Source organism: Methyloglobulus morosus KoM1 (genome assembly GCF_000496735.2).
GTDB classification, from domain to species: domain Bacteria; phylum Pseudomonadota; class Gammaproteobacteria; order Methylococcales; family Methylomonadaceae; genus Methyloglobulus; species Methyloglobulus morosus.
This window is the reverse complement of record NZ_AYLO01000106.1, coordinates 1-23527: the sequence shown is the minus strand read 5'-3', so window position 1 is coordinate 23527 and position 23527 is coordinate 1. Positions and strand designations below refer to the sequence as shown.

Annotated in this window: 21 protein-coding genes and 1 tRNA gene; 12 read left to right on the top strand and 10 right to left on the bottom strand. The window is 47.5% G+C overall.

The features are described from left to right. Nucleotides 1-103: 103 nt before the first annotated feature. The 3 genes from MGMO_RS13800 to MGMO_RS13795 form a co-directional block, all read right to left on the bottom strand. Nucleotides 104-1897, bottom strand: a complete 1794-nt coding sequence (locus MGMO_RS13800; RefSeq protein WP_023495668.1) for a PAS domain S-box protein — start codon at nucleotides 1895-1897, stop codon at nucleotides 104-106. 67 nt (nucleotides 1898-1964) lie between these two features. Next, nucleotides 1965-2300: a hypothetical protein gene (locus tag MGMO_RS21265; RefSeq protein WP_456152402.1), complete on the bottom strand. Its 336-nt coding sequence runs from the start codon at nucleotides 2298-2300 to the stop codon at nucleotides 1965-1967. A gap of 277 nt (nucleotides 2301-2577) precedes the next feature. Beyond that, a complete protein-coding gene (locus tag MGMO_RS13795; protein WP_023495667.1) occupies nucleotides 2578-3429 on the bottom strand; it encodes a cyclic nucleotide-binding domain-containing protein in 852 nt (283 codons plus the stop codon). 554 nt (nucleotides 3430-3983) lie between these two features. Between MGMO_RS13795 and MGMO_RS13790 the strand changes: the two genes are divergently transcribed. The 3 genes from MGMO_RS13790 to MGMO_RS13780 all read left to right on the top strand — a co-directional run bounded on the left by MGMO_RS13790 (nucleotide 3984) and on the right by MGMO_RS13780 (nucleotide 5118). Next, the gene (locus MGMO_RS13790) at nucleotides 3984-4190 is read left to right on the top strand and encodes a DUF2934 domain-containing protein (protein ID WP_023495666.1); all 207 of its coding nucleotides are present in this window, start codon (nucleotides 3984-3986) and stop codon (nucleotides 4188-4190) included. Between the two features lie 168 nt (nucleotides 4191-4358). Then, entirely contained in the window at nucleotides 4359-4559 is a 201-nt protein-coding gene (locus MGMO_RS13785; protein WP_023495665.1) for a DUF2934 domain-containing protein, read from the top strand. Nucleotides 4560-4638: 79 nt separating this feature from the next. Beyond that, nucleotides 4639-5118, top strand: coding sequence for an Hsp20/alpha crystallin family protein (locus MGMO_RS13780; protein ID WP_023495664.1), 480 nt, complete (start codon nucleotides 4639-4641; stop codon nucleotides 5116-5118). Between the two features lie 398 nt (nucleotides 5119-5516). Here MGMO_RS13780 and speA read toward each other — a convergent pair whose 3' ends face one another. Then, entirely contained in the window at nucleotides 5517-7358 is a 1842-nt protein-coding gene (speA, locus tag MGMO_RS13775; protein WP_023495663.1) for a biosynthetic arginine decarboxylase, read from the bottom strand. A 250-nt stretch (nucleotides 7359-7608) separates the two neighbouring features. Here speA and speE point away from each other — a divergent pair, with 250 nt between their 5' ends. The 4 genes from speE to MGMO_RS20890 all read left to right on the top strand — a co-directional run bounded on the left by speE (nucleotide 7609) and on the right by MGMO_RS20890 (nucleotide 10259). After that, complete coding sequence (speE, locus tag MGMO_RS13770; protein ID WP_023495662.1) at nucleotides 7609-8457, top strand: polyamine aminopropyltransferase; 849 nt, start codon at nucleotides 7609-7611, stop codon at nucleotides 8455-8457. A 149-nt stretch (nucleotides 8458-8606) separates the two neighbouring features. Beyond that, nucleotides 8607-9395 carry a DUF4393 domain-containing protein gene (locus MGMO_RS13765; protein ID WP_023495661.1) on the top strand — a complete coding sequence of 263 codons (789 nt, stop codon included), beginning with the start codon at nucleotides 8607-8609 and terminating at the stop codon, nucleotides 9393-9395. 149 nt (nucleotides 9396-9544) lie between these two features. Then, on the top strand, nucleotides 9545-9739 hold the full coding sequence (locus tag MGMO_RS13760; RefSeq protein WP_023495660.1) for a type II toxin-antitoxin system VapB family antitoxin: 195 nt from the start codon (nucleotides 9545-9547) through the stop codon (nucleotides 9737-9739). 385 nt (nucleotides 9740-10124) lie between these two features. Next, entirely contained in the window at nucleotides 10125-10259 is a 135-nt protein-coding gene (locus MGMO_RS20890) for a hypothetical protein (protein WP_023495659.1), read from the top strand. A 49-nt stretch (nucleotides 10260-10308) separates the two neighbouring features. On the opposite strand, the gene MGMO_RS13750 is transcribed toward MGMO_RS20890, so the two are convergent. Then, nucleotides 10309-10385: transfer RNA gene (locus MGMO_RS13750), tRNA-Arg, on the bottom strand. A 48-nt stretch (nucleotides 10386-10433) separates the two neighbouring features. Then, nucleotides 10434-10709, bottom strand: a complete 276-nt coding sequence (locus tag MGMO_RS13745; protein WP_152976370.1) for a hypothetical protein — start codon at nucleotides 10707-10709, stop codon at nucleotides 10434-10436. Nucleotides 10710-10811: 102 nt separating this feature from the next. Between MGMO_RS13745 and ubiK the strand changes: the two genes are divergently transcribed. Next, nucleotides 10812-11120, top strand: coding sequence for a ubiquinone biosynthesis accessory factor UbiK (gene ubiK, locus MGMO_RS13740; RefSeq protein WP_023495658.1), 309 nt, complete (start codon nucleotides 10812-10814; stop codon nucleotides 11118-11120). 43 nt (nucleotides 11121-11163) lie between these two features. After that, nucleotides 11164-12669: a YifB family Mg chelatase-like AAA ATPase gene (locus MGMO_RS13735; protein WP_023495657.1), complete on the top strand. Its 1506-nt coding sequence runs from the start codon at nucleotides 11164-11166 to the stop codon at nucleotides 12667-12669. A gap of 149 nt (nucleotides 12670-12818) precedes the next feature. On the opposite strand, the gene MGMO_RS13730 is transcribed toward MGMO_RS13735, so the two are convergent. Together MGMO_RS13730 and gshA are read right to left on the bottom strand one after the other, a co-directional pair. Then, on the bottom strand, nucleotides 12819-13535 hold the full coding sequence (locus tag MGMO_RS13730; protein WP_023495656.1) for a phosphoadenylyl-sulfate reductase: 717 nt from the start codon (nucleotides 13533-13535) through the stop codon (nucleotides 12819-12821). After that, nucleotides 13525-15117 (bottom strand): glutamate--cysteine ligase, encoded by a 1593-nt coding sequence (gshA, locus tag MGMO_RS13725; RefSeq protein WP_023495655.1) that lies wholly within the window; start codon nucleotides 15115-15117, stop codon nucleotides 13525-13527. Before gshA ends, MGMO_RS13730 begins: the two co-directional genes overlap by 11 nt. Before the next feature lie 184 nt (nucleotides 15118-15301). On the opposite strand from gshA, the gene MGMO_RS21150 reads away from it, so the two are divergent. The 3 genes from MGMO_RS21150 (at nucleotide 15302) to recQ (ending at nucleotide 17905) form a co-directional block, all read left to right on the top strand. Then, nucleotides 15302-15580, top strand: coding sequence for a DEAD/DEAH box helicase family protein (locus MGMO_RS21150; protein ID WP_023495654.1), 279 nt, complete (start codon nucleotides 15302-15304; stop codon nucleotides 15578-15580). A 278-nt stretch (nucleotides 15581-15858) separates the two neighbouring features. Continuing rightward, a complete protein-coding gene (locus MGMO_RS20360; protein WP_235557291.1) occupies nucleotides 15859-16074 on the top strand; it encodes a hypothetical protein in 216 nt (71 codons plus the stop codon). Further along, nucleotides 16067-17905: a DNA helicase RecQ gene (gene recQ / locus MGMO_RS13710; RefSeq protein ID WP_023495652.1), complete on the top strand. Its 1839-nt coding sequence runs from the start codon at nucleotides 16067-16069 to the stop codon at nucleotides 17903-17905. Before MGMO_RS20360 ends, recQ begins: the two co-directional genes overlap by 8 nt. A gap of 225 nt (nucleotides 17906-18130) precedes the next feature. Here recQ and MGMO_RS13705 read toward each other — a convergent pair whose 3' ends face one another. Beyond that, on the bottom strand, nucleotides 18131-19594 hold the full coding sequence (locus MGMO_RS13705; RefSeq protein ID WP_023495651.1) for an MBL fold metallo-hydrolase: 1464 nt from the start codon (nucleotides 19592-19594) through the stop codon (nucleotides 18131-18133). An 801-nt stretch (nucleotides 19595-20395) separates the two neighbouring features. Then, nucleotides 20396-23362 carry a tetratricopeptide repeat protein gene (locus MGMO_RS13695; protein WP_023495650.1) on the bottom strand — a complete coding sequence of 989 codons (2967 nt, stop codon included), beginning with the start codon at nucleotides 23360-23362 and terminating at the stop codon, nucleotides 20396-20398. Between the last annotated feature and the right edge of the window lie 165 nt (nucleotides 23363-23527).

The following is a 23527-nucleotide window of genomic DNA, read 5'->3' as shown; positions in this document are numbered from 1 at the left end:
AATGCCAGGGCGGCTGCTAAAATTGGCTGAAGCTTATTGGTAATCAGATTAAATTATGATTATAACCCTATGTTCATAATATTAATACTTATTGGGATTGGTATTACTCACCCAATCCCTGCAAATAGACAGAAAGATTGTCGCTTTTTCCGTCCAGCCCGAATTTCTTGCGGATATGTTTGCGGTGGATACTGACGGTCCCTGGCGCGATGTTTAAGGCTTGTGCGATTACCTTGGTGGGTTGCCCTTGCCTTATCATCGATGCCACTTGGATTTCGATAGGGGTCAGCTTATGGTAGGCGACGGACAGGTTGGCAGCGTGACCATAGGATTTCATCAACAGTTCGAGGTTGCCCTCAAGGATAGTGACCAAGCGGCCAGCATCGCCTTGCCTCCCGGCCAACCCTTTCAAGCTTTTTATCAAAGGCATGACAGTGGCGTTGATTTCATTTGAGAGTGCGATTTGGGCTTCGGTCTTGTCCGCCTCCCGGTGTTTCAGGAGTATGTTCAAGGTCGTGTTGACCTCGGCAGTTTCCTGCTTGTGCTTCTCAAGCTCTTCTTGCGTGGTCAGCACTTCGTTTTGCAGGCGGCCCCTCGCTTCAAGCAACACCTTTTCGGCCTGCTTTTGTGCCGTAATGTCCGTGAACGAGCCGACATAATGGGTAATATTCCCGCCCGGGTCGGTGACTGCGGTAATGGATTGCCATAACGGGAACACGGTGCCATTTTTATGCTTGTCCCATATTTCGCCTTCCCAGTGACCGTCGCCGTTAACAGTCGCCCACAGGGCTTCAAAAAAGTCCTGTGGATGGATGCCGGAACGGAGGATTGTCGGGGTGTTGCCGACCACTTCTTCGGCACTGTAGCCAGTGATACGGGTGAACGCCTTGTTGACGCGTAAGATAGTCTCGTTGGCATCGGTTATGATGATCCCTGCTTGCGTTTCAAAGGCAACAGCGGCTATGCGCAGTGCTTCCTCGGCCTGCTTGCGTCCGGTCACGTCCATGAACAAGCCGACATAATGACTGATCTGCCCATCCGTGTCAGCGACTGCGGTAATAGAGAGCCATATCAGGAATACCTCGCCGTTCTTGCGCTTATCCCAGACTTCACCCTGCCAAAAGCCATCGCGATTTACGGATTCCCAGATCGACTCGTAGAAATCCTCGCCGTGCAGCTGGGAACGAAGCAGGTAGGGTGTCTGGCCGATAACGTCTTCGGGACTGTAGCCGGTTATCCGGGTGAAAGCTTGGTTCACGCGCAAGATGATCCGGTTGGAATCGGTAATGACAATGCAGTCATGGGTTTCGAAGGCGACGGCAGCAATGCGGAGCGCTTCCTCGGCTTGCTTGCGTTGGGTGACATCGCTGAGCGTGATACGCATAAACGGGAGCTCACCGTCCTTGTCAAGGTAAAGGCAATCGAGGTGGTAGTACAAGATGACGCCAATTTTCGACTGGAAAGGCAATTCACAACCATGGGCAACGCCCATTTGCTTGGCATGGAGAAAGTGACGGCACCAGAGGCCCTTGTAGTTATCGGTGACAAACCTCTCAAAGCGCCGGTTTATAATGTCACTGCGTTCCATACCGAGCAGCTTGGCGGCGGTAAGGTTGATTTCGGTGACTATGCCTTCGGCGTTGAGGGTGAGATAACCGACCGGGGCGAAGTCGTACAGGTCAACATAATGGGCCTCGTATGTTTCAAGGGCCGCTTGTGCTCGGCGCAATTCTTCGTTCTGCATCTCCAGTTCGATTTGGTGCATACGCAACTCGTGCAGGAGACCGACCGGAATTGGGATCGACTTGTTGGCCGATACGTCGCAGTTGAGTTGTTCCTCCGCCTTGTCCCGCAACGCATTTAACCATTGGTTAATCTCGTTTATATAGTCGTTCATAAAATGGCCTCCATCGAAAGCAGTGTCATCTGCGGCTGCCCGATCAAGCCAACGATGCGACGGCCATTCAACAACAGCTTACGGTAAGCTGCAAAACACCGTGGAAGATTGCCGTATCGCGGTTGGGCGGGATGACATACCCGGTGCCGGGCTCGTCCGGAATTGGGTCTAGAGCCTCTATCACAGGCATGGTGGTGGTGCGTTGCAGGATTTCGGGAGGATGCTGGTGTGGCTCGGCTCCAGGTGCGGTATCGGCACAAAGGCCATGCCGCTGTCTCCCGAGGCATGACGAAAAAATTGCCCAAAATCCTCCACGCCGCCCGCAGACGTACCAATCCCGACCTAGGGCTGGGCTTTTAGGTGCCATAAGGATTTTACGCTTATTCGGATTGAGTTGGGTCAATTACGCTCCACAATACCTGGCCCAGAAAACAAAGTTATTTCGATAAAGTTGTACAGTTGGGCTTTGGGCTTGACCATAATACTTCAATATTGCACCAATATGAATATGGACTATACCCATAATTTGTTATGGGATGGTTAACCCCCCAAGGCAGAGGGGCCCGCGTATGTAACACGCCAATGAAACGTTAATTTTGAAGTGGACGCAGCCGTTCTACACAAAAACCCATAAAACATCGATACGGCCACTGGCCAGGATTGATACGCCAAAAAGCCAATCAATAATTGGCGCATGAATATTGGTTGGTCAACCCTGGCTCAACAATTGCTTCCAACAATGTCAAGTTTTTAATTTGGACTCCCCGGTTTTTAATGCTGACGGCACCGCTATTGCTTAAGCTCCCCAATTGGCGGCTGACCGTTTCTATTGATAAGCCCAAGAAATTGGCGATATTGTGGCGCGGCATGGTCAGGTTAAATTCTGTGCCCGAATAGCCCAAAGCCTTGTACCGCCTGGACATGGCCAGCAGGAAGGCCGCCACTTTTACGGTAGCCGACCGGTTTCCCAGAAGGACGATAGTGACTTGGTCGGACACTATCTGTGAACCGATGATGCGCAAGAATTGGGACTGTAACTTTGGAATTTTGGCGCTTAATTCGTTGAGCCGATTAATCGGCAGTTCGCACACCGAAGCCGTTTCCAGGGCAACGGCGGAGCAATGGTGCCGACCGCCTTGCCGTAAGGCATCCAAGCCAATAAACTCGCCGGGCAAATAAAAGCCAATGGTTTGCTCGCCGCCGTCAATATCCCAGATAAAACTACGGAACGATCCCGATTTCACTATAAACAGGCTATTGCTGTGGTCTTCTTGCCGAAACAAATACTCATCGGAGTTTATCGGGCGTTTACGCTTGACAATGGTTTCGAGATGGCCGACCTCTTCTGGTGTTAATCCAAATGGTAGGCAAGCCCTAGAAAATTTGCAATGGACACAATCTACTTTGCGAAATATTGATCTCATCATGCTCTCCGCAGTTTGCCGTTCTTGGGTTGCCAAGCAATTGAATTCTCCGGCATTGGTTTCGTATGCCATCCACCGCCAACTGCCTTTTGGGCTTGGATGATTCATTAATGCCTAAACAAGGGCGATAACAGGGTTGGTTATCCCCTATCAATAAGATAAAATCTTTACATTTGGGTGTAGGTCGGGCAAGTAACCAAAATAGGGTATTAGTAGGTACAAAATAGATATAAAAAATATCCATCCGAGCCCTGTTTTTCAAGGCCGTTTATAACCTGCACATCATTTAAGTGGGCTGTCACCCATTGCCCAAATTGAGGAGAATAAAAGCGTGTCTTGTGAACAGTTTTTCGTTGGCGACAGGAAGCTTTGTATTCGAAAGCGCTCAGCCTTCGATACGGTTTTACTTCGTTGCATACCGACGGTCATGTTGTGTAATTACTGCCAAGTGACATCATTGGAATGGATATTTTATGTATCCTTTAAATACCCATTAATGACTGATTATTGGCCATTGCCCCCTACCCCAAAAACATAGAAACTAAACGGCGTTAAATTGTTAAGGCTTTATAAGGCACAGCCAGAAGCCGAGCGGCATTTGTTTAATGCTTGAAGGGGGGGATATTTGGGGTGTAAAAACCGTCAACCATACGAGGTGGAACATGGCCAAAAAAGTAAAAGATATGAATTGCCAGAATGATGATCCGGGCCCAACACTTAGCCTGGAAGCAAGGATTGCCGAATTGGCTTACTTTAAAGCCGAACAGAGGGGGTTCGCGCCTGGGCATGAGCAGGACGATTGGCTAGAGGCTGAACAGGATTGTCTCTTGAATGAAAGCCATAATCCTCAAGTAATTTCACGTAGGTAGGGCTTCCAAGCAGTCATGTTTTTAACCGGTCGCATTGATATGAAATTAGCTGAACTCCTTGTCAACTCTTGGCTACAGGCGCTGGGCGTGCCTGCATTTTTTACATTTAAAAGTGAATCCGCAAGTTGACAATGGCCGGCAACTTTTCGTTACTGGGTGGAGAAGACTATGAGTAAAACCATCAAAAAAATAAAAGCCGAAGGTAATTCCCAAAGTAAAAAGGCTAAAAAATTCAACAAACCTATCTTTTTGCCCGACCGGGATGCAAGGGTTGCGGAGATTGCTTATCACAAGGCAAAAAATAGGAACTTTTTACCAGGATATGAGCTTGACGACTGGCTGGAGGCAGGAAAAGAATTCAGTTTTTAATTATTGAAAACCGGATAAACGCGAAACAAGTTGTAAGCGTCACTTGCTTAAATTTACTGAAACCATCATGGAGAATTTTATGAATGACAAAGACAAAAAAAAAGAAATGACACCCACCCCATCAACAGGTGGCCTAATTTCATTCGACGAATTCGACAGTTTTTTCGATGACTTCCTCTTACGCCGCTGGCCGCGAGTTTTTGACTGGAATTTGCCAGCGATGGGAACCCTGGAAAAAAGTTTCCCAAAAGTTGACATCATCGACCATGAAAATGAAATAGAAGTCCAAGCCGCTTTGCCGGGCGTCAAGAAGGAAGACCTGGATGTGACCATCAACAATCAGGCCATCACCATCCGGACTTCTAGGAAGGAAGAGAAAAAGGAAGAAGGCAAATACTTCCGCCGCGAAATCACCCGTGGTGAATACCAGCGCACCCTGTCCTTACCCGATTACGTCGATTCTGACAATGCCAAAGCGTCGTTTAAGGACGGTATCTTGAAGGTGGCGATACCCAAGGCGGATAAAGGGAAGCGCAAGAGTGTCGAAATAAAGGGCTAGGCTAACACTAATATTCATCGGGCTAACCATGAGCCATGGCTTGGATATACAAAACCGTTGGGCGTTAAAAAGGCACGATTATAAGGGCAACGGAATGCTAAATAAGGAAAGTCTGAGATATTTAAGGAATCTCTGATTAAGTCACCCCAAATTGCCAAAATTATTATCAACGTAATATCAGGGTAGCCAAGCCATGAAACAGCAAAGCCTATCGTCGTTGACTTACGAAAGGATGAAGAAACGCACCAAGCGTGAGAAGTTCCTGAATCCGCACAAACCAAGCTTTCTTGTTTTTATTCACGAACTTCCTCCCGATAATCGATATGGAAAAATGACAGCTATACTATATGGCAAACATTAACGCACCATCATTTACCTTATAGAAAGAAGTGTTACGCTCACTTGGATAGATAGGTATACGAAGTCAAACCTGCCATCAGTTCCTTTTCATAATCCAGTCTTAGCTGGTCTGTGAGCGTACTGTCCGCCAATTTTTTCCGGTAAGCAACCCGTAAATCATCACTGCTGATATGGACGTAATCGAGTAGGTCGCCGACATGTTCGCCTTCGTGCAAGTCATAAAAATGATAGCCTTGGTCATCGAGTTCAATGTTGATGGAGTGGGTGTCACCGAACAGGTTATGCATATCGCCCAGGATTTCTTGGTATGCCCCGACCATAAAGAAGCCGATGAGATAGGGTTGTTTGCTGGCTATTTCGTGTACGGGCAGGGTTTTTGCAATATTCTGGCCGTCTATGTATTGGTCGATACGTCCGTCAGAATCGCAAGTCAAATCCTGTATGACGGCGCGGCGCGTCGGCTGCTCATTCAATCGGTGAATAGGCATAATGGGGAAAATCTGGTCTATACCCCAAATATCCGGCAAGGATTGGAACAAGGAGAAATTACAGAAAATCTTATCCGCCAGTTTCTCGTTCAATTCTTTGAGGATGGCGGCTTCGTTCTGGTTACTGGGATTCAACCGACTTTTAATCTGTTGGCAACGCACGGCATAGCTATTTTCGATAGCCGCTAACTTGTTGATGCTGAGCTTACCCTGGGAGAATTGCTCTTGTGCATCCTTAAGATCAAATTGGGCATCATGATAGGTTTCAACCAAATTGACCGCAACAGGCAAAGGATTTGCATCGGACGGGTTGCTGTAAACCGATTCAATATCCGTTACATTGGTAATTAACACGGCATGATGGGCAGTGATGGCGCGACCTGATTCGGTCACAATGTCGGGCTGCGGCAATTGTTTTTCGGAGCAAATTTCGGCAAAACTGCGGACGATGTTTTGGGCGTATTCCTCCAGGCTATAATTAATGGAGGATTCCCGCCGTGAGCGGCTGCCATCATAATCGACGCCCAAACCGCCGCCTGCATCGACAATCTTGATAGGTGCACCCAGGCGATGCAGCTCGGCATAGAACTGCCCTACTTCTTTCAGGGCCACCTTGATATCATGGATATTGGCAATTTGCGAGCCCATGTGGAAGTGCATCAATTGCAGGCAATCCAGCAAGTCCGCTTGTTTCAGGCGGGCGACCAGTTGCAGGACTTCGTTGGCATGCAGGCCGAATTTGGACTTTTCACCTCCGGTATTCTGCCATTTGCCTGCGCTGATACTGGCGAGGCGAACGCGGACACCGACCAAAGGCGTGATCCCCAACTTTGCGGATTCGGCAATAATCATGTCCAATTCAATCGGCTTTTCAATCACCAAATAGACTTGCAAACCGAGTTTTAAGCCGATTAAAGCCAAACGGATATACGCCCTGTCCTTATAACCGTTACAAACAACTGTGCCGCCCGGTTTCGACAAGGCCATCACCGCCAACAATTCCGGCTTGCTGCCCGCTTCCAGGCCAATGTTTTCAGACGCCAGAATGCCTTCGACGACTTTGCCTTGTTGGTTAACCTTGATAGGGTAAATAGGCGTGTATTTTCCATGATAGCCCTGGTTGGCAAAGGCTTTTTGGAACGCTTGGTTCAAACGTTTAACCCGATCCTGCAAAATATCAGTAAAACGTACCAAAACCGGAAAAGACAGTTGTTTCTCCTCCAAAGACTGGGCAATTTCAAACAAATCCAATTCCGTATCCAAGTTGGAATCCGGCCTAACCGAGACGTTGCCCTTAGCATTAATGGAAAAATAGCCTTCGCCCCAAAAGTTGATCGCGTAGGTTTGGATGGATTGAAGAATCGTCCAGGGGCTAGCTCTAAGTTCGTCCAAAATGAAACTCCGTGTGCGTTGAATATCTTTATGTCTTGATTTAAGCGGCCGCCCCTTCTCCCTTGGGGGAGGCAGCACAGATTCCCTACCCGTTGCCGCACCTCTTCCATCCTGGGAAGACGAAAGCTAGCATGAGGGAGATTTATGAGGCTTTTTCCTTAACCAAATAACAATGGCATTCCCTATAGAAACATGAAGGGACAATTCCTTAATGTTATTATAGTGATTTTATTTGCCAGGAATTCCAAAAATGAATCCATCAGAATGGTTTACCGAAGAACATGCGGGCGCGGGGTCAGCTTTTTCTTTGAAAATCAAGCGTAAATTGCACGAGGAGCAATCCCCATTTCAACACCATGAAATCTACGAAACCGAAACGTTCGGTAACTTGATGATACTCGACGGCTGCACGATGGTATCGACCCGCGACAACTTCCTTTACCACGAGATGATGAGCCATCCGGCTTTGTACACCCATCCCAACCCCAAAAAAGTCTGGATCATCGGCGGCGGCGATTGCGGCACATTACGGGAAGCGTTAAAACATCCCTCAGTCGAAGAAGCCGTACAGATCGACATCGACGAGCGCGTCACCCGCTTGGCGGAAGTTTATTTCCCAGAATTGTGCGAATCCAACAACGACCCCAGGGCGGATTTGAAGTTTATCGATGGCATCAAATGGATTAAGGATGCCGCGCCTAATTCCGTGGACATCATCATCGTCGATAGCACCGATCCGGTCGGCCCCGCCGAAGGCTTGTTCAACGAAGCGTTTTATCGTGGTTGCCATGCTTGTTTGACCGACAATGGCATACTCGTACAACAAAGCGAATCGCCCTTGCTGCATTTAGAATTGTTAAAGGACATGCGGAATGCCATGTCTGCGGCAGGTTTTACCTCACTGCAAACCTTGTATTTTCCCCAATGCATCTACCCGTCCGGCTGGTGGAGCGCGACGATGGCGAGCAAATCTGCGTTGAATGGTTTTAGGGAACAGGATTCAGCCAATAAGTCGTTTGCAACGGAATATTACAATGTTGATATTCACAGAGGCGCGTTGGCGCAGCCGGAGTTTGTGAAGAGGGCGTTTGCCATTTAAACCATGAAACTGAGCTACGATAAAGTAGTAGTGTATGCATTGCGTACCTTTTGATGCTATATAATTATTCGGCTTGGGATATGGTATGCGGTGCATACCCTACGTAACTGATTTTCTAAACCGGCTTATAGGCTTCAAGGGGGAAATTGATGGGGTTATTGGAAGAAATCGCTCAATCACCAGCGATATTAAAAGAAGTTTATGGCGATTTAGCAAAGCCTGGAGTTCAACAAGCGGGCAAAGCACTTAGTACGATAATAGGCTTAGGGAATACTATTTTATGGCCTTTAGCGTTATTGAACGAAAGAGCAAGAATTGCACTGGAATCAAACTTAGAAAAATACCGCAATAAAATAAAACATATTCCCATAGAGGAAACATGCGAGATTCCTCCTGAAGTAGGCGTTCCAATAGCAGAAAAACTTTCTTATGTTACTAATGATGAGCTAAGTGAGATGTATATCGAACTTCTTGTAAAAGCATCTCAAGCACCAAAAGCAAATGTCGTTCATCCTAGCTTCGTAAATATTATTAATAATATTTCACCTGACGAAGCGGTATTGCTTAAATCTGTTATGCACCTGCCGGGAATTCCATTTATCGAAGTGCGCCTGCAATACAAAGAAAAGAATGAATGGCAAACTCTAAATTCCATGATACCTGGCTTATTTTGTTTAACGGAGCTTCATTACCCGGAAAATGTTCACGCTTACATTAGTAATCTTGAGGGATTAGGCATTTTTCAAGTCAGGCAAGATATTTTTATGGTTGGAGAAAATATATATGAACCTCTGGAAGAGGATGCAAAAATCCGATATTCCGAACTCATCAAAACTGTTGATGATAAAACTATTGTTTTCCCGCGAGGAAAAATCGAAATTACGCCTTTTGCGCGTCTACTAATGGATGCATGTTTCGTGAATTCTGTAGGAACTTAGCGAGTAGCCTGGATGGAGCTTGCGGAATCCAGGAATTCGTGACTCCGACTCCCGTATTACGCTGTGCTTCATACGGGCTACCAGAATACGCAAATGCCAAGTCCAATTGTGTAGGATATACAAGTATCATAAACATCTGGAGGGCGGCTATGCGTACCAACGTCGTCATCGACAACACCTTAATGCAAGAATCCTTAAAAGCGACCGGTCTTAAAACCAAAAAAGAAACGGTTGAACTGGGTTTGAAGACATTGATCACCCTCAGAAAACAGGCGACTATAAAAGAGCTGAAAGGCAAGCTCCATTGGGAAGGCAACCTAGATAATCTTAGAACCGATCAATAATACTGGTCGATAGCAGCGTCTGGATTGATTACTTTAATGGCGTTGATAACCCTTATACTGTAAAGCTGGATTCGCTTTGGGCGTTGGGCTTATCCCCATTGGCGACATTATCCTCACCAAAATCTTACAGGGATTTCAACTCAACAAGGATTTCAAAACAGCAAAAGCGATTTTGTTGAACTTGACCGTTTTCGACATACTGGACAACAGAACGCCATTTCCGCAGCGGAGAATTATCACTCCTTACGAAAAAAGGCATCACCATCAGGAAAACCATTGATTGCATGATTGCCAAATTCTGTATTGCTTGTGGGCATCAACTGCTGTTTTGCGATAAAGATTTTCAGCCCTTTGTGGAGCATCTTGGTTTGGTGGGTGTCGATGCATGAGTAAAACTGATGGTGCAAACGATACCTTGATCGCCGCTCAAATCGTGGGCATGGAAACAAGTGGCCTGAATGAAGAAGCCGAGTTTCATAACTCCGACCCTGATTTTTGCACTTCATACCATTTAGGCTAAGTGGTTTGTTATAACTTAGATTGTGTGGGGACTGTGCGAAACAGCCAGGTGGCGCGCCCGAGAGGATTCGAACCTCTGACCTCAGCCTCCGGAGGGCTGCGCTCTATCCAGCTGAGCTACGGGCGCTTAGTGCGGTAAAACACAGCCGTCCATTCTACCGTAACAAGCCAGCAATTACGATAATATTGTTTTCAGGTTTGCGAAATTGGGTTTGCTCCACCCTTTAACTATGCCATGCCTGCCGATACGGTAATGGCATGATAACCCGCAAAACTGGATTTGCTTCTGGGATTTGGGCTTGGCCGTTTCCGGTATGCCGGGCCAACGATAGCATTGCCATAGCGGAAAATGTCCGGTTCTCACAAAAAATGCATCACCGTCAGAAAAAGCGTAGATTGTCTTATCGCTACATTCTGCACCCAAAACAGCAAAGGGTGACTGTTTAGTCACGAACATTTTCAGCCGTTTGCGAAGCATTTGCAGCTTGGGGTTGTGGATATGCAAATTATCCGATATTGTTTGTTTTATTTCTTCACAAAGTGAGAATTTAATATGTTTGACAGCAAATCCATCGACGACATCGCTAACCGTTTGGCAAACGCAATTCCACCCAGCTTCAACCACTTGAAAGAGGATATGGAAAAGAATTTCCATGCCATTTTACAAAGTGCATTGGCGCGGCTTGATTTGGTCACCCGCGAGGAATTCGAGGTACAAAAAGCGGTACTGGCTAAAACCCGCCAAAAACTTGAAGCCTTGGAACAACGGGTTGCTGAAATTGAAAAGCAAATTCTCGCAAAAGAGGAAGTGGAGTCGGTTTCTAAGGCGAAAAGCGCAAGGCACAAAACGAAAGGGGAATGAAAAAGCGCTGGGCCTTTTGAGCCTTTAGCTTTGCAACTCTCCCATGACCCTAGCCGTCATCTACAGCCGAGGCCGTTCCGGCATCGAAGCGCCGTTAGTCACTGTTGAAGTCCATGTGGCGAACGGCTTGCCTTCGATGTCGATAGTCGGCCTGCCCGAGACAGCCGTTAAGGAAAGCAAAGACCGTGTTCGCGGTGCCATCTTAAATTCCCGATTTGAATTCCCTGCCCAGCGCATTACCGTGAACCTAGCCCCTGCGGACTTGCCCAAAGAAGGCGGTCGCTTTGACCTCGCCATTGCCTTGGGTATTCTCGCGGCATCGGGGCAACTCCCTTGTACAAACCTTAACCACTACGAATGTGTCGGCGAATTGTCTTTAGGCGGCGAGTTGCGTCCGATTAGCGGCGTCTTGCCGATTGCCATACAAGTTAGGAACCATAATCGCAAGCTGATATTGCCAAAAGATAACGTCGCAGAAGCGGCCTTGGTAAAGGGCATTGAGTTAGTCCCATCAGTGCACTTGTTGGAAATCTGCGCCCATTTGTCTGGCCGGCAGGTGATTGAACCTGATTATCCGGCTATCCAACCTATGCCAGAAGCGGACATAGATTTTGCGGATGTCCACGGTCAATATCATGTCAAACGAGCATTTGAAGTGGCGGCGGCTGGTGCCCATAATTTACTGATGTTGGGGCCGCCAGGCACGGGCAAATCGATGCTGGCCGCGAGATTGCCGACGATTTTGCCCCCGTTGACCGAAAGTCAGGCACAGGAAAGCGCGGCAATTGCTTCCATTAGTGACCAGGAAGTAAACGTGGCGAATTGGTTGAAACCGCCCTATCGTGCCCCGCACCATACCGCGTCTGCACCTGCGCTGGTGGGTGGTGGCAGCAATCCAAAACCCGGCGAAATATCCTTGGCCCATAACGGTACTTTATTTTTGGATGAACTGCCCGAATTTGATCGCAAAGTGTTAGAAGTCTTGCGCGAACCGTTGGAAACCGGACATATCACCATAAGCCGTGCCGCCCGACAAGTGGATTTCCCGGCGCGGTTTCAACTGATTGCAGCGATGAATCCCTGTCCTTGCGGTTACCTGGGGGATTCATCGGGGAGGTGTCATTGTACCTCCGAACAAGTCATACGCTATCGTGCCAGGGTATCAGGCCCACTGCTGGATCGTATCGACATGCACTTGGACGTTCCCCGGATTTCCCATGAAGTGTTACGTAAAGGTTCGGCACAAGGTGAAGAAACCAGTGCCTGCATCAAGGCGCGAGTAGTGACTGCGCGTAATCGGGCATTGGCGAGGAGCGGTAAGGCAAATTCTGCGTTGACCGCAAAAGAAGTCAAACAGCTTTGCCTGTTAACAGAACAAGGCCACCAATTATTGGAACAAGCGATGGACAGGTTAGGCCTGTCGCACCGCGCCTATCACCGCATTTTAAAACTGGCTCGGACTATTGCCGATTTGGCAGGATCAGAACACATTGGAGTCAACCATCTCAGCGAAGCCATTGGATACAGGAAACTGGATAGGCGATCGTGATTGCCTGTTTTTTGTTTCTGCCAAGGGCTCGATACGGCTTAAAGGCTTCAGCACAAACGCCGAAAGGCAACCCCGTTCATGATGGATAATAAGCCGCCGAATAACCTAACCACAAGGAAAACCAACTAACTTGTCAGGACTCTCCTAAATTACTTGATCGCACTGACGTGCAAACCACATTCCTTCTGTGTACTTTCTTCCCACCACCAGCGCCCTGCCCTCTCGTGCTGGTTAGGTAAAACGGGGCGGGTGCAGGGTTCGCAGCCGATGCTGATGTAGCCCTTATTATGTAATTCGTTATAAGGCACTTGATTGGCTTCGATGTAATCCCAAACTTGGGCCGATTTCCAATTCAGTAAGGGGTTAAATTTAACCAATTCATGGTCTGGCCTAGAAAACGCATTGTCGACCTGCACTTCGGGAATGTCTTGTCGGGTTTCCGCACTCTGGTCACGCCGCTGACCGGTAATCCAGGCATCCAGCTGGGTGAGTTTCCGTTTGAGCGGTTCGACTTTACGTATGCCGCAACATTCTTGATGGCCGTCTTCGTAAAAGCTGAACAAGCCTTTGCGCTTGACGAAACCATCCAATACTTCCCAGTTTGGCGTTAGCAGCTCAATATCTATTTGATAATGCTTCCTGACTTTTTCGATGAAACGATAGGTTTCGGGATGTAAGCGGCCCGTATCCAGGGTGAAAACCTGGATGTCTTTCCTAATGCTGAGTGCCATGTCAATTAAGATGACATCTTCCGCACCGCTAAAGGATACAGCGATGTTATCGTACAAAGACAGGGCCTTTTTCAGGATGAACCGGGGGTTTTTGCTTACCAATTCGGATTGTAATTGCTCGATATTAACAGTCATTTTCGCATTTCTGGGTAAAGTAATTATGCAAGAATTCATCAAACGGCAACTGCGACTTGTTTTCCAGTTCCGACTGTTTGTCCAGGGATTCTTGCGCCAGTTCATTGAACCGCTTAGCAAATGCTTCATCGGGTCTGTGACCCTTGAAACAAGCCGCATGTTCCGCCGATTTTGTCACCGCGAAACGGCTGAATGGTTGGTCGGTTTCCCGCATAACTTCCAACATCCGCGCTGATGGTGTCAAATCGGGGTCCTGCACCAATTGCTGTTGCGCCAATAACGCGTTGCCGTAAGGTTTGCTTACGTCACTGCCATCCAAGATATCGCAGACTTCGCGCATCGATTCCAGGATTTCAAAAGCCCAATCTTGCAAAGGGAGCTTACTGCCATTCCGTTCCAGAAGAAGCCCAGGTTTGCGGCCACAGTTCGCCACTGTTAATTGGTTGCGGTTATTGGTCTGAAAATCCACTTCCGACATTGGCGGGCTGTCTTGTAGCAAGCACGTAAGCAGTAGGGCTTCAACAAATCGGGCTTTGCCTTCGTCGATGCCGATGGGGTTGAACAAATCCAAGTCCAATGAACGCATTTCCACATAACGCACGCCACGCCGCCTTAATGCCACCGTCGGTTTTTCACACGATTGGGCAATCTGCTTGGGGCGGATAATGCTATAAAACTCGTTTTCGATTTGCAATACATTGACGTTAAGTTGGCGGTATTCGCCAGCGACCACCACGCCGATTTTCTCGTACTCAGGGAAAGGCGTGGTGATGGCCTTACCTAAGCTGCACACATATTCAGGCAACGAATTATAGTTAATCCTAAGGTCCGCTTGGTTAAGGCTCTTGTAACCGATGTCACTCATCCGTAAGGAAGTCGCATAAGGATGGTACAAGGTACCATAGTCGAATTCTTCAAATTGCGCTTTAAACTGTGGCCGGGTATTGAAAAAACTCTTGCAAATAGCGGGGGACGCACCGAATAAATAGAGGATAATCCAGCCGAGACGTTGAAAATTCCTGACCAACCCGAAATAAGCGTCCGACTTGAAATCCTCGAGGTTCATCACGCTATTTTCTTGGCCATGCAGCACAGGCCAAAGCGCTTCCGGCACGGAAAAATTGAAATGGATTCCGGCAATCGCCTGCATCGTCCGCCCATAGCGATGCCACAGGCCGTGGCGGTAAACATGCTTCATCCTGCCGACATTGGAGGTGCCGTATTCGGCAATCGGTATGCTTTCATCACTCTCAATCCCACACGGCATACTGGTGCAGAGCAACATCTCATCGCCCAAATGCTGGTAAACAAACTGGTGGATAGCTTGTAAATACGCAATGGTTTCTTTAATGTCGGCAAAAGGCGGGGTTATTAACTCAATTAACGCCTCGGAATAATCCGTGGTGATATAAGGGTGGGTCAGCGCTGAACCCAGTGCCTTGGGATGCGGGGCTTGGCTAATCGTACCGTCTTTGGAAATCCGCAAGCTTTCTTTTTCTATCCCTTTGAGCCCTCCACAAATTAATGCTTGTTGGTTGTTTGCTTTAAGTTGTTCAAGACGCGCGGAATGCGTGTTATTCATGAGATGCCATTGTGTGGTTATATGTTACTGTCCTGTATAATTCCGCCATTATAAAGGTATTGCCCCATTCAAGAAACAAATCGTCACGATGGAAACACCCGACCAAAAAGCGCTTGAATGGCCCAATACGACTTTTGGTTACGGCTGTTTCTGCGGTTGGTAACAAACGATTATCCACTGATTAATGGCTATCATGCCGACCGACATCGGAAAATCCTTATGTTATCAGATTCCTGCACTGATAAGGCTGGGCGTGGGAACCGTCATTTCACCACTGATTGCCTTGATGCAAGATCAAGTCAGGATGCTGCTTAATGGTGACTTAGGTTTACTCTACAGTGCAAGTCGCTCATTCGTGTACCATCCCGCAGGAGAACCGTACTTGGAATCCAACCTAACAAGCAAAATCTTGAGCAGACCACCGCATTCTGTCATACTCTATTTGACATCACCGAAACGCTAAGCGCAGAAGCGACCGGAAGCCCMCTTCCGGTCTTGACCTACTTGCGTTCCGGATAGGTAATCGAGGAGTGGTCGAACAGAGGAGGCATTCCGTAAGGCCTTTGAACGTCTGAAGCGGGATAAGCCAGAACGTCTTAGGAAGGATACGGTCATACCACAAAACATTGTGGACAAGGAAGCAGGTTGCGACCCCTCAGCGCTCGAAAAGGCACGATACCCCCTTAGTCCCATCGCCGGAATTCGGCAGTGGGCCAAAGTCTATAAACCCGATATTCCGCTTTGCCACGTCAAACTATGCTGATTCAACGTAACTGCAATCAGTCTCTCCGCGAAAAAATCAAAGAATTGAGGAAGCACGACCATGCGTTCCCTTTACTAGTCGAGGCAGATGCGAAGACACTCGACTTGACTATGGAGGGTATCCGTTTACTGCCCATCCTCCCTCCTTTAAATGTCAACCCAATGCGGGGCAAGAAACCTACTGAAGATGCCTGACCATCCCCCAAATAAAATATTGCGTGACGTATTCGGCTTTCCAAGTTTTCGGGACAATCAGGAAAGCGTTATCGATCATGTAACGCGTGGCGGCGATGCTTTGGTATTAATGCCGACTGGGGGCGGAAAGTCGCTTTGTTACCAGATTCCTGCCCTATGTCGTCGCGGACTCGGCATTGTCATTTCACCGTTGATAGCGCTTATGCAGGATCAAGTAGATACTCTAAAACAGCTAGGGGTTTCAGCTGCGTTTTTGAATTCTAGTTTGGATGCCGAATCCGCCCGTGAAGTATTGCGGCAATTGCAGCGTAACGAATTAAAGCTACTGTATGTCGCACCTGAGCGGCTAATGACCGATACTTTCCTCAACTTGTTAGAACGCTTACAAAAAGACAATGGTATCGCGCTATTCGCTATAGACGAAGCTCATTGCGTATCCCAATGGGGACATGATTTTCGCCCCGAATATCGCGCATTGACGGTGTTGCACGAACGCTTCCCCAATGTGCCGCGCATCGCGCTAACTGCCACGGCGGATTCACCAACGCGACGCGAAATCCTCGAACGGCTCGCGCTTGAAAAGGCGAAACAATTCGTCTCCAGCTTTGACCGTCCCAACATCCGTTATCGGATCACACTCAAAGCTAATGTGCGTCAGCAGTTAAAAGCTTTCCTTGAAACCGAGCATCCCGGCGATGCCGGCATCATATATTGCTTGTCGCGAAATAAGGTCGAAGATACTGCTGAGTGGCTGAAGGCACAGGGCTGGGATGCCTTACCTTATCATGCAGGGCTCGACGCTGCCAAGCGCAGTAAATACCAGAACCGCTTCTTGCGCGAGGAGGGCGTCATTATGGTTGCCACCGTTGCCTTCGGTATGGGTATAGACAAACCAAACGTGCGGTTCGTTGCCCATCTTGATTTACCCAAAAGCCTCGAGGCATATTACCAAGAAATTGGCAGGGCCGGGCGTGACGGCTTACCAGCCAATGCCTGGATGACTTACAGTTTGGCCGATGTGGTGTCAATGCGCCAGATGCTAATGTCCGGCAATGCATTGGATGAACGCAAGCAAGTTGAGTTACAAAAGCTGGATGCCCTGTTGGGTTACTGTGAATCTATCGAATGTCGCCATCAAACTGTAGTGCGTTATTTCGGCGAGGAGCATCCCGGTAACTGCGGTCAATGCGACAATTGCCTCGTTCCTGTGGAAACTTGGGACGCAACACAAGCGGCGCAGATGGCGTTGTCCTGTGTCTATCGCACAGGACAACGATTTGGCATCTCCCACCAGATAGATGTGCTACTCGGCAAAGAGACCGCAAAAATTGAACAGTTTCATCACCATCAACTCAGCACCTTCGGTATCGGCAAGGAATTAGCACAGCAGCAATGGAGAAGCGTCTATCGTCAACTTGTTGCCATCGGGTTACTCACTGTAGACATAGAATCTTATGGCAGGTTGAAACTCACTCAAGCCGCACGCCCTGTACTGAAAGGGCAGCAAAAGGTGTGGCTGCGGTGCGATGCTAAACCAACTAAGCTTAAAACCAGCAAAGCGGAGCGCGGTTCGCGCCTACGCGAGACCTTCGCGGGAGCTAACGAAGATCCGTTATGGCAAGCACTCAAAGTCAAACGTCTCGAGCTCGCCCGCGAACAAAACGTACCTCCTTATGTCATTTTTCATGACAGCACTTTGCTAGAAATTCTTAATCGACGTCCGCAAACGACAACAGAATTCGGCCAAATAATTGGGGTCGGACAGGCCAAGCTCTCTCGCTACGCTGACCATTTTATAGATGTCATCAGCGAATACTGTACCCCGAATTAAATTAGCGGCCATGTAAATAAAGGGCAATGCGAATACATTATCACGCATAGCATTTATATATCAATGAGATATACATATATTCATATTATGGGCTTCCATCAAGGCACGACTCTTCCATGATTTGTCCTTTTCTAGGAATGACGTTCAACCCTTAGATTTGCCCGTCAATGACTAGATAGATCAAGACGAAAGTATTGCGCTTTCGCCTTGATCCGAGCGAGCCAATTAATTAGCGGCGTAAGATTGGCCAATGAAGGTTTTTAGGTCGGCCAGCGTGACCACGCGCGGACCGTGCAGGGCGGCAATCTTCTCTACATCCAAATTGAGTTTCTGGATATTCTGGTAAAGATTAACCGAATAAGGGTTTGGCTTGGGCGGAAACGGTACATTTGGCGCGGGCGGCGTATAGGCATCGGCTTCCACCAGGATTTTCTCTTTAGGCAGGTAAGCCAGCAGGAAGGCGTCATTATGGCCGTTGCCTGCAATGGAATAGAGTTCAATTTTACGCTTGCCGTCTGTCAGCACATACTTATCGGTAAATGTTTCGAAATGGGCTTGTTTTTGCGACTTGGCCAACCTGTCGGGATTAATAGTCCTGGGCTGTGCCCACACCTTTTCATAGTAGGGTTGGTTTGCCTCAACCGTCACGATGGTCGCCCCTTCATCAACAAAAGTACGCAAGCCTCCGGAATGGTCGAAATGTGCGTGGGTGTTAATCAGGTATTTGATGGCCTTATTGGGAATTGTCTCCCTGATTTTTGCAATGACGGCCTCTGAACGGGCTTCATTCTGTGGTGCTTCAACCAACACCACATGATCTTTCTGCTCGATAGCTACACTGTGATGAGTACCTCCTGTCAAATAGTAAACGCCTTTGGCCAGCTTATTCACTTTTACGGACACTTCAGGGACTTTGGCGGCTTCGGGCGGGATGGCAATATCAATTACCGGATTAATTTTGACCTCCGAAACATTAATGTCCAGCACCGGATAACCGCCTTGGCTGCGGACTATATGCCCAGGAAACTGCACTCCGCCAAAATCCTTGTAATCGCTGTATTGGGTTTCGACCAACGTATCGCCGAGCACTGGATTGTCGATCCAAGTCTGTACTTTTTCCAATTGATGTTTGTCGTTTAGGAATCCCACATATTGATACTTGCCGCCGACCGTAAACGAAACCTCCTTACCGCCATCCACGTCTTTTGCGGTGGCATTATTCGCCAAGGTCGCTTTTAGGAAACCTTGGGGGGTTGCCCAAATTTCCGCTGCACGCTCTTCAACTGCCGCCGGTTGTGCGGTTGTCGCAGCTGGCTGATTACCGGTGGCAGCGATATTCCATGCCCTATTTCTGCTGATAAATTGCTCAACCCGCTGTTCGACTGGCATCGGCCGCTCACGTCCGGGTTCAATAACCTGACTGCGGGCAATTTTAACTTTCGCACTGACATTGTCGTAATTAATGTCAGCGGTATAACTTTTTACATCAAATGGCGGCCAAGGCAAGTCCGGATTAGGGGCCTGACCAAACTGATACCAACGACCAGTGCCGGAAAACTCAATGGATTTAATATTCGTTGGATGTGAGGCATCAGCCCCCTGTTGCAAACTTTGCAGCTGTGGCCCGCTGCAAGCAATTGCCAGCATTGAAATTATTAGGCAAACTCCGCTGCTTGTCGATCTACGCATGAAACCTCCTTACGAAAGGTAAATATAAAATGGGAATATGTGGAACCTATCAAAAATAAAGCAAAGCAATATTGATACCAAAAACAAGAAGCAACCGCATCGATGGCTTGAAACCATTAGCCCCTGTAGCAACACCCCTTTTTCGATTTCTCATGAAAGCGGCCTATAAGCCCACTTATGCTGGATACCCAACAATTTTTGCTGGAATACTGCACCCAGTGGAACAGCTTTGGCTTGATAAGGCTGACATGATTTTAATAATCGCATAACCCGATCATGGCAGTTGCCTGAAGTTACGATTGTCCTCCGTTGTTTTCGCTTTATGATGCCAAAAAGCGCTTCTCTATGATATTTGGGAGCAAAACTTCAGTCGCAAAGAAGCCGAACAAGCTTATCAAAGCAGGAAGCATTCAATCCCCCAGGAGTCAGCGGATACTTTGCAGATTTGGACAGAGCCATTTGTCGGCTCTCATAATTATTGAAAAGTGAGCTTCAATAATTTTCAATAGGTTACCCAAATTATGAGATTCCAGTTTTCGCAAAAAATCTCACAAGTAAAGGCAAAAACCTAATGAAATCTCACAATTAATGAAATCTGGACCGGAAAGGATCGGCCAACTTCTGACAGTTGCAAAATTTACGTGAACGGCTGGTCCACTTTGAAAGTAGTCATTCAGCAATTACAATAAAAAAACAATCTGACGAATGCTTCACTTCACATACAGCAAAAAGTAGAGCCTAGAATAAGCAGTGCTTTTTTCCTGACATGTTGCGAGTGTAATCGGCTGTAAATTTCTCGACTTATTGATTTCCACAAATGGGCGCCTCAATTTTGGCTTCCAAATCTTGAATAGCATTGTCCCAGCGAATTTCAGTGAAATCACCAGCGTGGACTGTCTTCAGTTTTTTGAAAACAGACAAACTTTGACGCCAGTAATCGCATGCCTTAGGTTTATTGCCACAATGTTCGGCAACCATCGCCAGATTCGTGAGGGTCATCGCGATATCTGGGCCATTATTGAGATCAGCAAAAATGCTCAATGCGTATTTGTATCGGTCTTCCGCCTTTTCAAACTCACCGGCGATGTGAGCGTTATGACCTAAGTTTGCCTCGATATTTCCTACCATCCGCACAAGCTGTCTAAACTGCCCGACCGCTTCATCGGGGTTCTGGTCAAATAATGACGCAAGCCGAAAAGGGATATCCAAATGCCCTAAAATTCGAGATTTATCCGATTCCGAAACTGCCTCAGATCTTCGGTGTTCGACGCCCTCATCATTCGAGAGCGCGACGACTGAGAACGCTTCACCGGTATAGTTTTCATTATAAATTCGCCCCGCCTCCAGCAGAACTTTTTCCGATTGTTCGCGATCTCCTTTTCGCCCATGCACAACTCCTAGATTAGCAAGGACTTGGATTTGGGAAACAAGATCACCCAAATCTTTAGCAATGTTCAAAGCGCGATTCAGCGCGTCCATGGCCTGATCGCGTTCTCCTTCGTCACTCAATCTCATAGCAATCTCATCGACTAGAAGCTTAAAATGTTCCCGTTCGGCGTATTCAGGCTTTATGAAAGCCCCCAAATTGTAAGCCCGACGACATAATATATCGCCAATTTCATTGGACATAACTTCATCGTCAGAGCCGATATTGCCTCCTTCCAACTTTAAAGTGATTAAGAAAGGGGCGTTCCTGACAGAGTCGTCACCTTCGGTGAAGTCAAAGCCTTGCCAGGCTCGCGCAAGCTCACTCATCTCAAGCAATGCAGGGACGAGAATCAGAAGCGCAACATGGTAGAGTTCTCTCGCGGCTGCTTCCATTTGAGATTGTGTTTTCGCCTCTGGTTCCTTTTCCCACGCCGAAATTGTCTTTTCTTTCCACTCTGTGAAATGGCTCATAACTCCATCTTTGTCACCCGCGAAAGCCAAGATGCGGCCTTGGTCTCCGATTAAGTTTAACGCTTCGTATATCCGTCTTTTAATTGCGAATGAGCACTTGGAGTGCCAATTCAATTTCCAGTAAGTGGCAGATAGAAACCTTAATAGATCGACTCGCTGCCCTGTTTGCCGATCTGGCTCTTCGATCTCAAGCAACCTCTCGTAAGCTGCTGATCCGGCTTCAAGAGAAAACCTATAGAGGTGCACTTTTGCCAAAAGACTTAACGCCCACTGCGCCAACATGCGTTCAGTTGGTTCAGAGGATGACTCAAACAGATCGGCAGCAATACCATATGCAATAAGTTGCGTTTCAGGCCGATCAGACGCGATGAAATCATAGTCCTGTACTAGATTCCTGATCGTGTCTCGGAATGTCACTTGAAGCTCAGCTTCCGTTCCGAGAGTCTTCATGTGGGGGCGAACGTCTTCAGCCACTTGATGAAACAAACGTTCCACAAATGATCCGATAACATCGGCTGATTGGCTCTTTGTGCCAGCCAGCCAAGAATACGGGTCTTCTGCATTCTCCAAAGCTGATCGGATGTTACGACCGAGTTTGATATTGGCGATAGCGTCAACCAAATCACTAGCGAATCTTAGTCCTTGCAAGCTTGCTAGACAAATAGCTTCCCTCACCTCTAAGGGAGCGTCTATCAAGCGCCTGCGAACAACCTTGAAGATATCTTGGCTTTTCGTCTCGGCTAAGATTTCCCTGAACCCTTCTATTGTCAGTGCTTTGGAGGTATCGTAGTTCTCAAAGAAGCCTTCGTGTTCACGCGCAAACTGAATCACTTGCTCAAGATAACGTGGGTTTCCTCCAGTCACCTCATGAATACTTGCAGACTGTTCGTCAGTCAGGCCAGGTAGTTTCTCGCTGATCGCGGCCGAAAGGTCGATTAAAGGACCTAGGTTGATTTCTAGGAAACTGCTGGAGTTGAGATAGCCGCCTGGCAAACCTGCGGCGGGGCCATTTTCCCAAGTGTTGCCTAAGAGGCCGTGTCGCAAAATTCCGGCAAATGAATACTCTTGGGGCGTAACTTCTTGGAACAATTCGCGCTTCCAATGTGTTACTAAGATCAGCAGTGGCCACTTTCTTGTAATGGCCTTATAAAACAATGTTTCCACGAAAGAAAGCAGTGCGGAATCCTTCGAAGCATCTTGGGCATCGTCAATAAGAATTACACCGGGCACCTCCGCATAGTCTTTCTCAGGATCAAATACTAACTCCAAGTTCTGTATGATAGAGTTTGAACGACTATAAGAAAGTTTTAGGGCTTCCTCGACAGATGCCTCGGACAATCCTCCTCGGATAATACCAAATACCTCTTTTCCTGCCTCTCCTATTCGTTTCGCAAGGTTCAAATAAGTTAAGTCAGCAAGAACATCCATCCCTACATCTATTCCTAAACGGCTAAGTGCCACAGCAAACTCGATGCCCTTTCGTCTCTTTATCGAATTAGCAAGTAATATGGCAAGGTGCGGGGCAAGGTATCTGTCGGATTGGGGGATTGTGTCTTTCGAAACAGCGAGCCCCCACCAAAGATAGGGAATATTTGAATGAAAATTGCATGATCTTGGCTGAGGATTTATATCTAAGGTGTTCTCATAAATTGCAAGAGCGTCGGGCCAGTATCCTGTGGAGTCTTGCTGATCGATGTTTTCGCTAAGCCATCGATAAAACTCAAATGCTAAGCGCGTTTTACCAACCCCGCGCTCCCCTTTAAGGATTACGATTTGCGGGTTTGGGTTCATGATGTTTGCCGCAAGGTACCAACGTTCTATGATTTGATCAAGTTCAGATCGCCGACCTGTAAATCTTAATATATCCATTATCCTTGTCACCTTATCGATTCATAGATCGTCAGCACTTAATATAAAACCCACTGGATCATAGAGTATTGCCTGTTAAAAGTATTGGCCTCCATAAAGTCTGACTGAATCCTCTGAAAACTTAATCAATATAAAAAGTCACTGGTGTCCGGAGATTATCGGAAT

Coding starts and splice junctions, on each gene's coding strand:
- MGMO_RS13800 (WP_023495668.1), bottom strand. CDS start 1,897: ATGAACGACTATATAAACGAGATTAACCAATGGTTAAATGCGTTGCGG.
- MGMO_RS13795 (WP_023495667.1), bottom strand. CDS start 3,429: ATGAATCATCCAAGCCCAAAAGGCAGTTGGCGGTGGATGGCATACGAA.
- MGMO_RS13790 (WP_023495666.1), top strand. CDS start 3,984: ATGGCCAAAAAAGTAAAAGATATGAATTGCCAGAATGATGATCCGGGC.
- MGMO_RS13785 (WP_023495665.1), top strand. CDS start 4,359: ATGAGTAAAACCATCAAAAAAATAAAAGCCGAAGGTAATTCCCAAAGT.
- MGMO_RS13780 (WP_023495664.1), top strand. CDS start 4,639: ATGAATGACAAAGACAAAAAAAAAGAAATGACACCCACCCCATCAACA.
- speE (WP_023495662.1), top strand. CDS start 7,609: ATGAATCCATCAGAATGGTTTACCGAAGAACATGCGGGCGCGGGGTCA.
- MGMO_RS13765 (WP_023495661.1), top strand. CDS start 8,607: ATGGGGTTATTGGAAGAAATCGCTCAATCACCAGCGATATTAAAAGAA.
- MGMO_RS13760 (WP_023495660.1), top strand. CDS start 9,545: ATGCGTACCAACGTCGTCATCGACAACACCTTAATGCAAGAATCCTTA.
- MGMO_RS20890 (WP_023495659.1), top strand. CDS start 10,125: ATGAGTAAAACTGATGGTGCAAACGATACCTTGATCGCCGCTCAAATC.
- ubiK (WP_023495658.1), top strand. CDS start 10,812: ATGTTTGACAGCAAATCCATCGACGACATCGCTAACCGTTTGGCAAAC.
- MGMO_RS13735 (WP_023495657.1), top strand. CDS start 11,164: ATGACCCTAGCCGTCATCTACAGCCGAGGCCGTTCCGGCATCGAAGCG.
- MGMO_RS13730 (WP_023495656.1), bottom strand. CDS start 13,535: ATGACTGTTAATATCGAGCAATTACAATCCGAATTGGTAAGCAAAAAC.
- gshA (WP_023495655.1), bottom strand. CDS start 15,117: ATGAATAACACGCATTCCGCGCGTCTTGAACAACTTAAAGCAAACAAC.
- MGMO_RS21150 (WP_023495654.1), top strand. CDS start 15,302: ATGGCTATCATGCCGACCGACATCGGAAAATCCTTATGTTATCAGATT.
- recQ (WP_023495652.1), top strand. CDS start 16,067: ATGCCTGACCATCCCCCAAATAAAATATTGCGTGACGTATTCGGCTTT.
- MGMO_RS13705 (WP_023495651.1), bottom strand. CDS start 19,594: ATGCGTAGATCGACAAGCAGCGGAGTTTGCCTAATAATTTCAATGCTG.
- MGMO_RS13695 (WP_023495650.1), bottom strand. CDS start 23,362: ATGGATATATTAAGATTTACAGGTCGGCGATCTGAACTTGATCAAATC.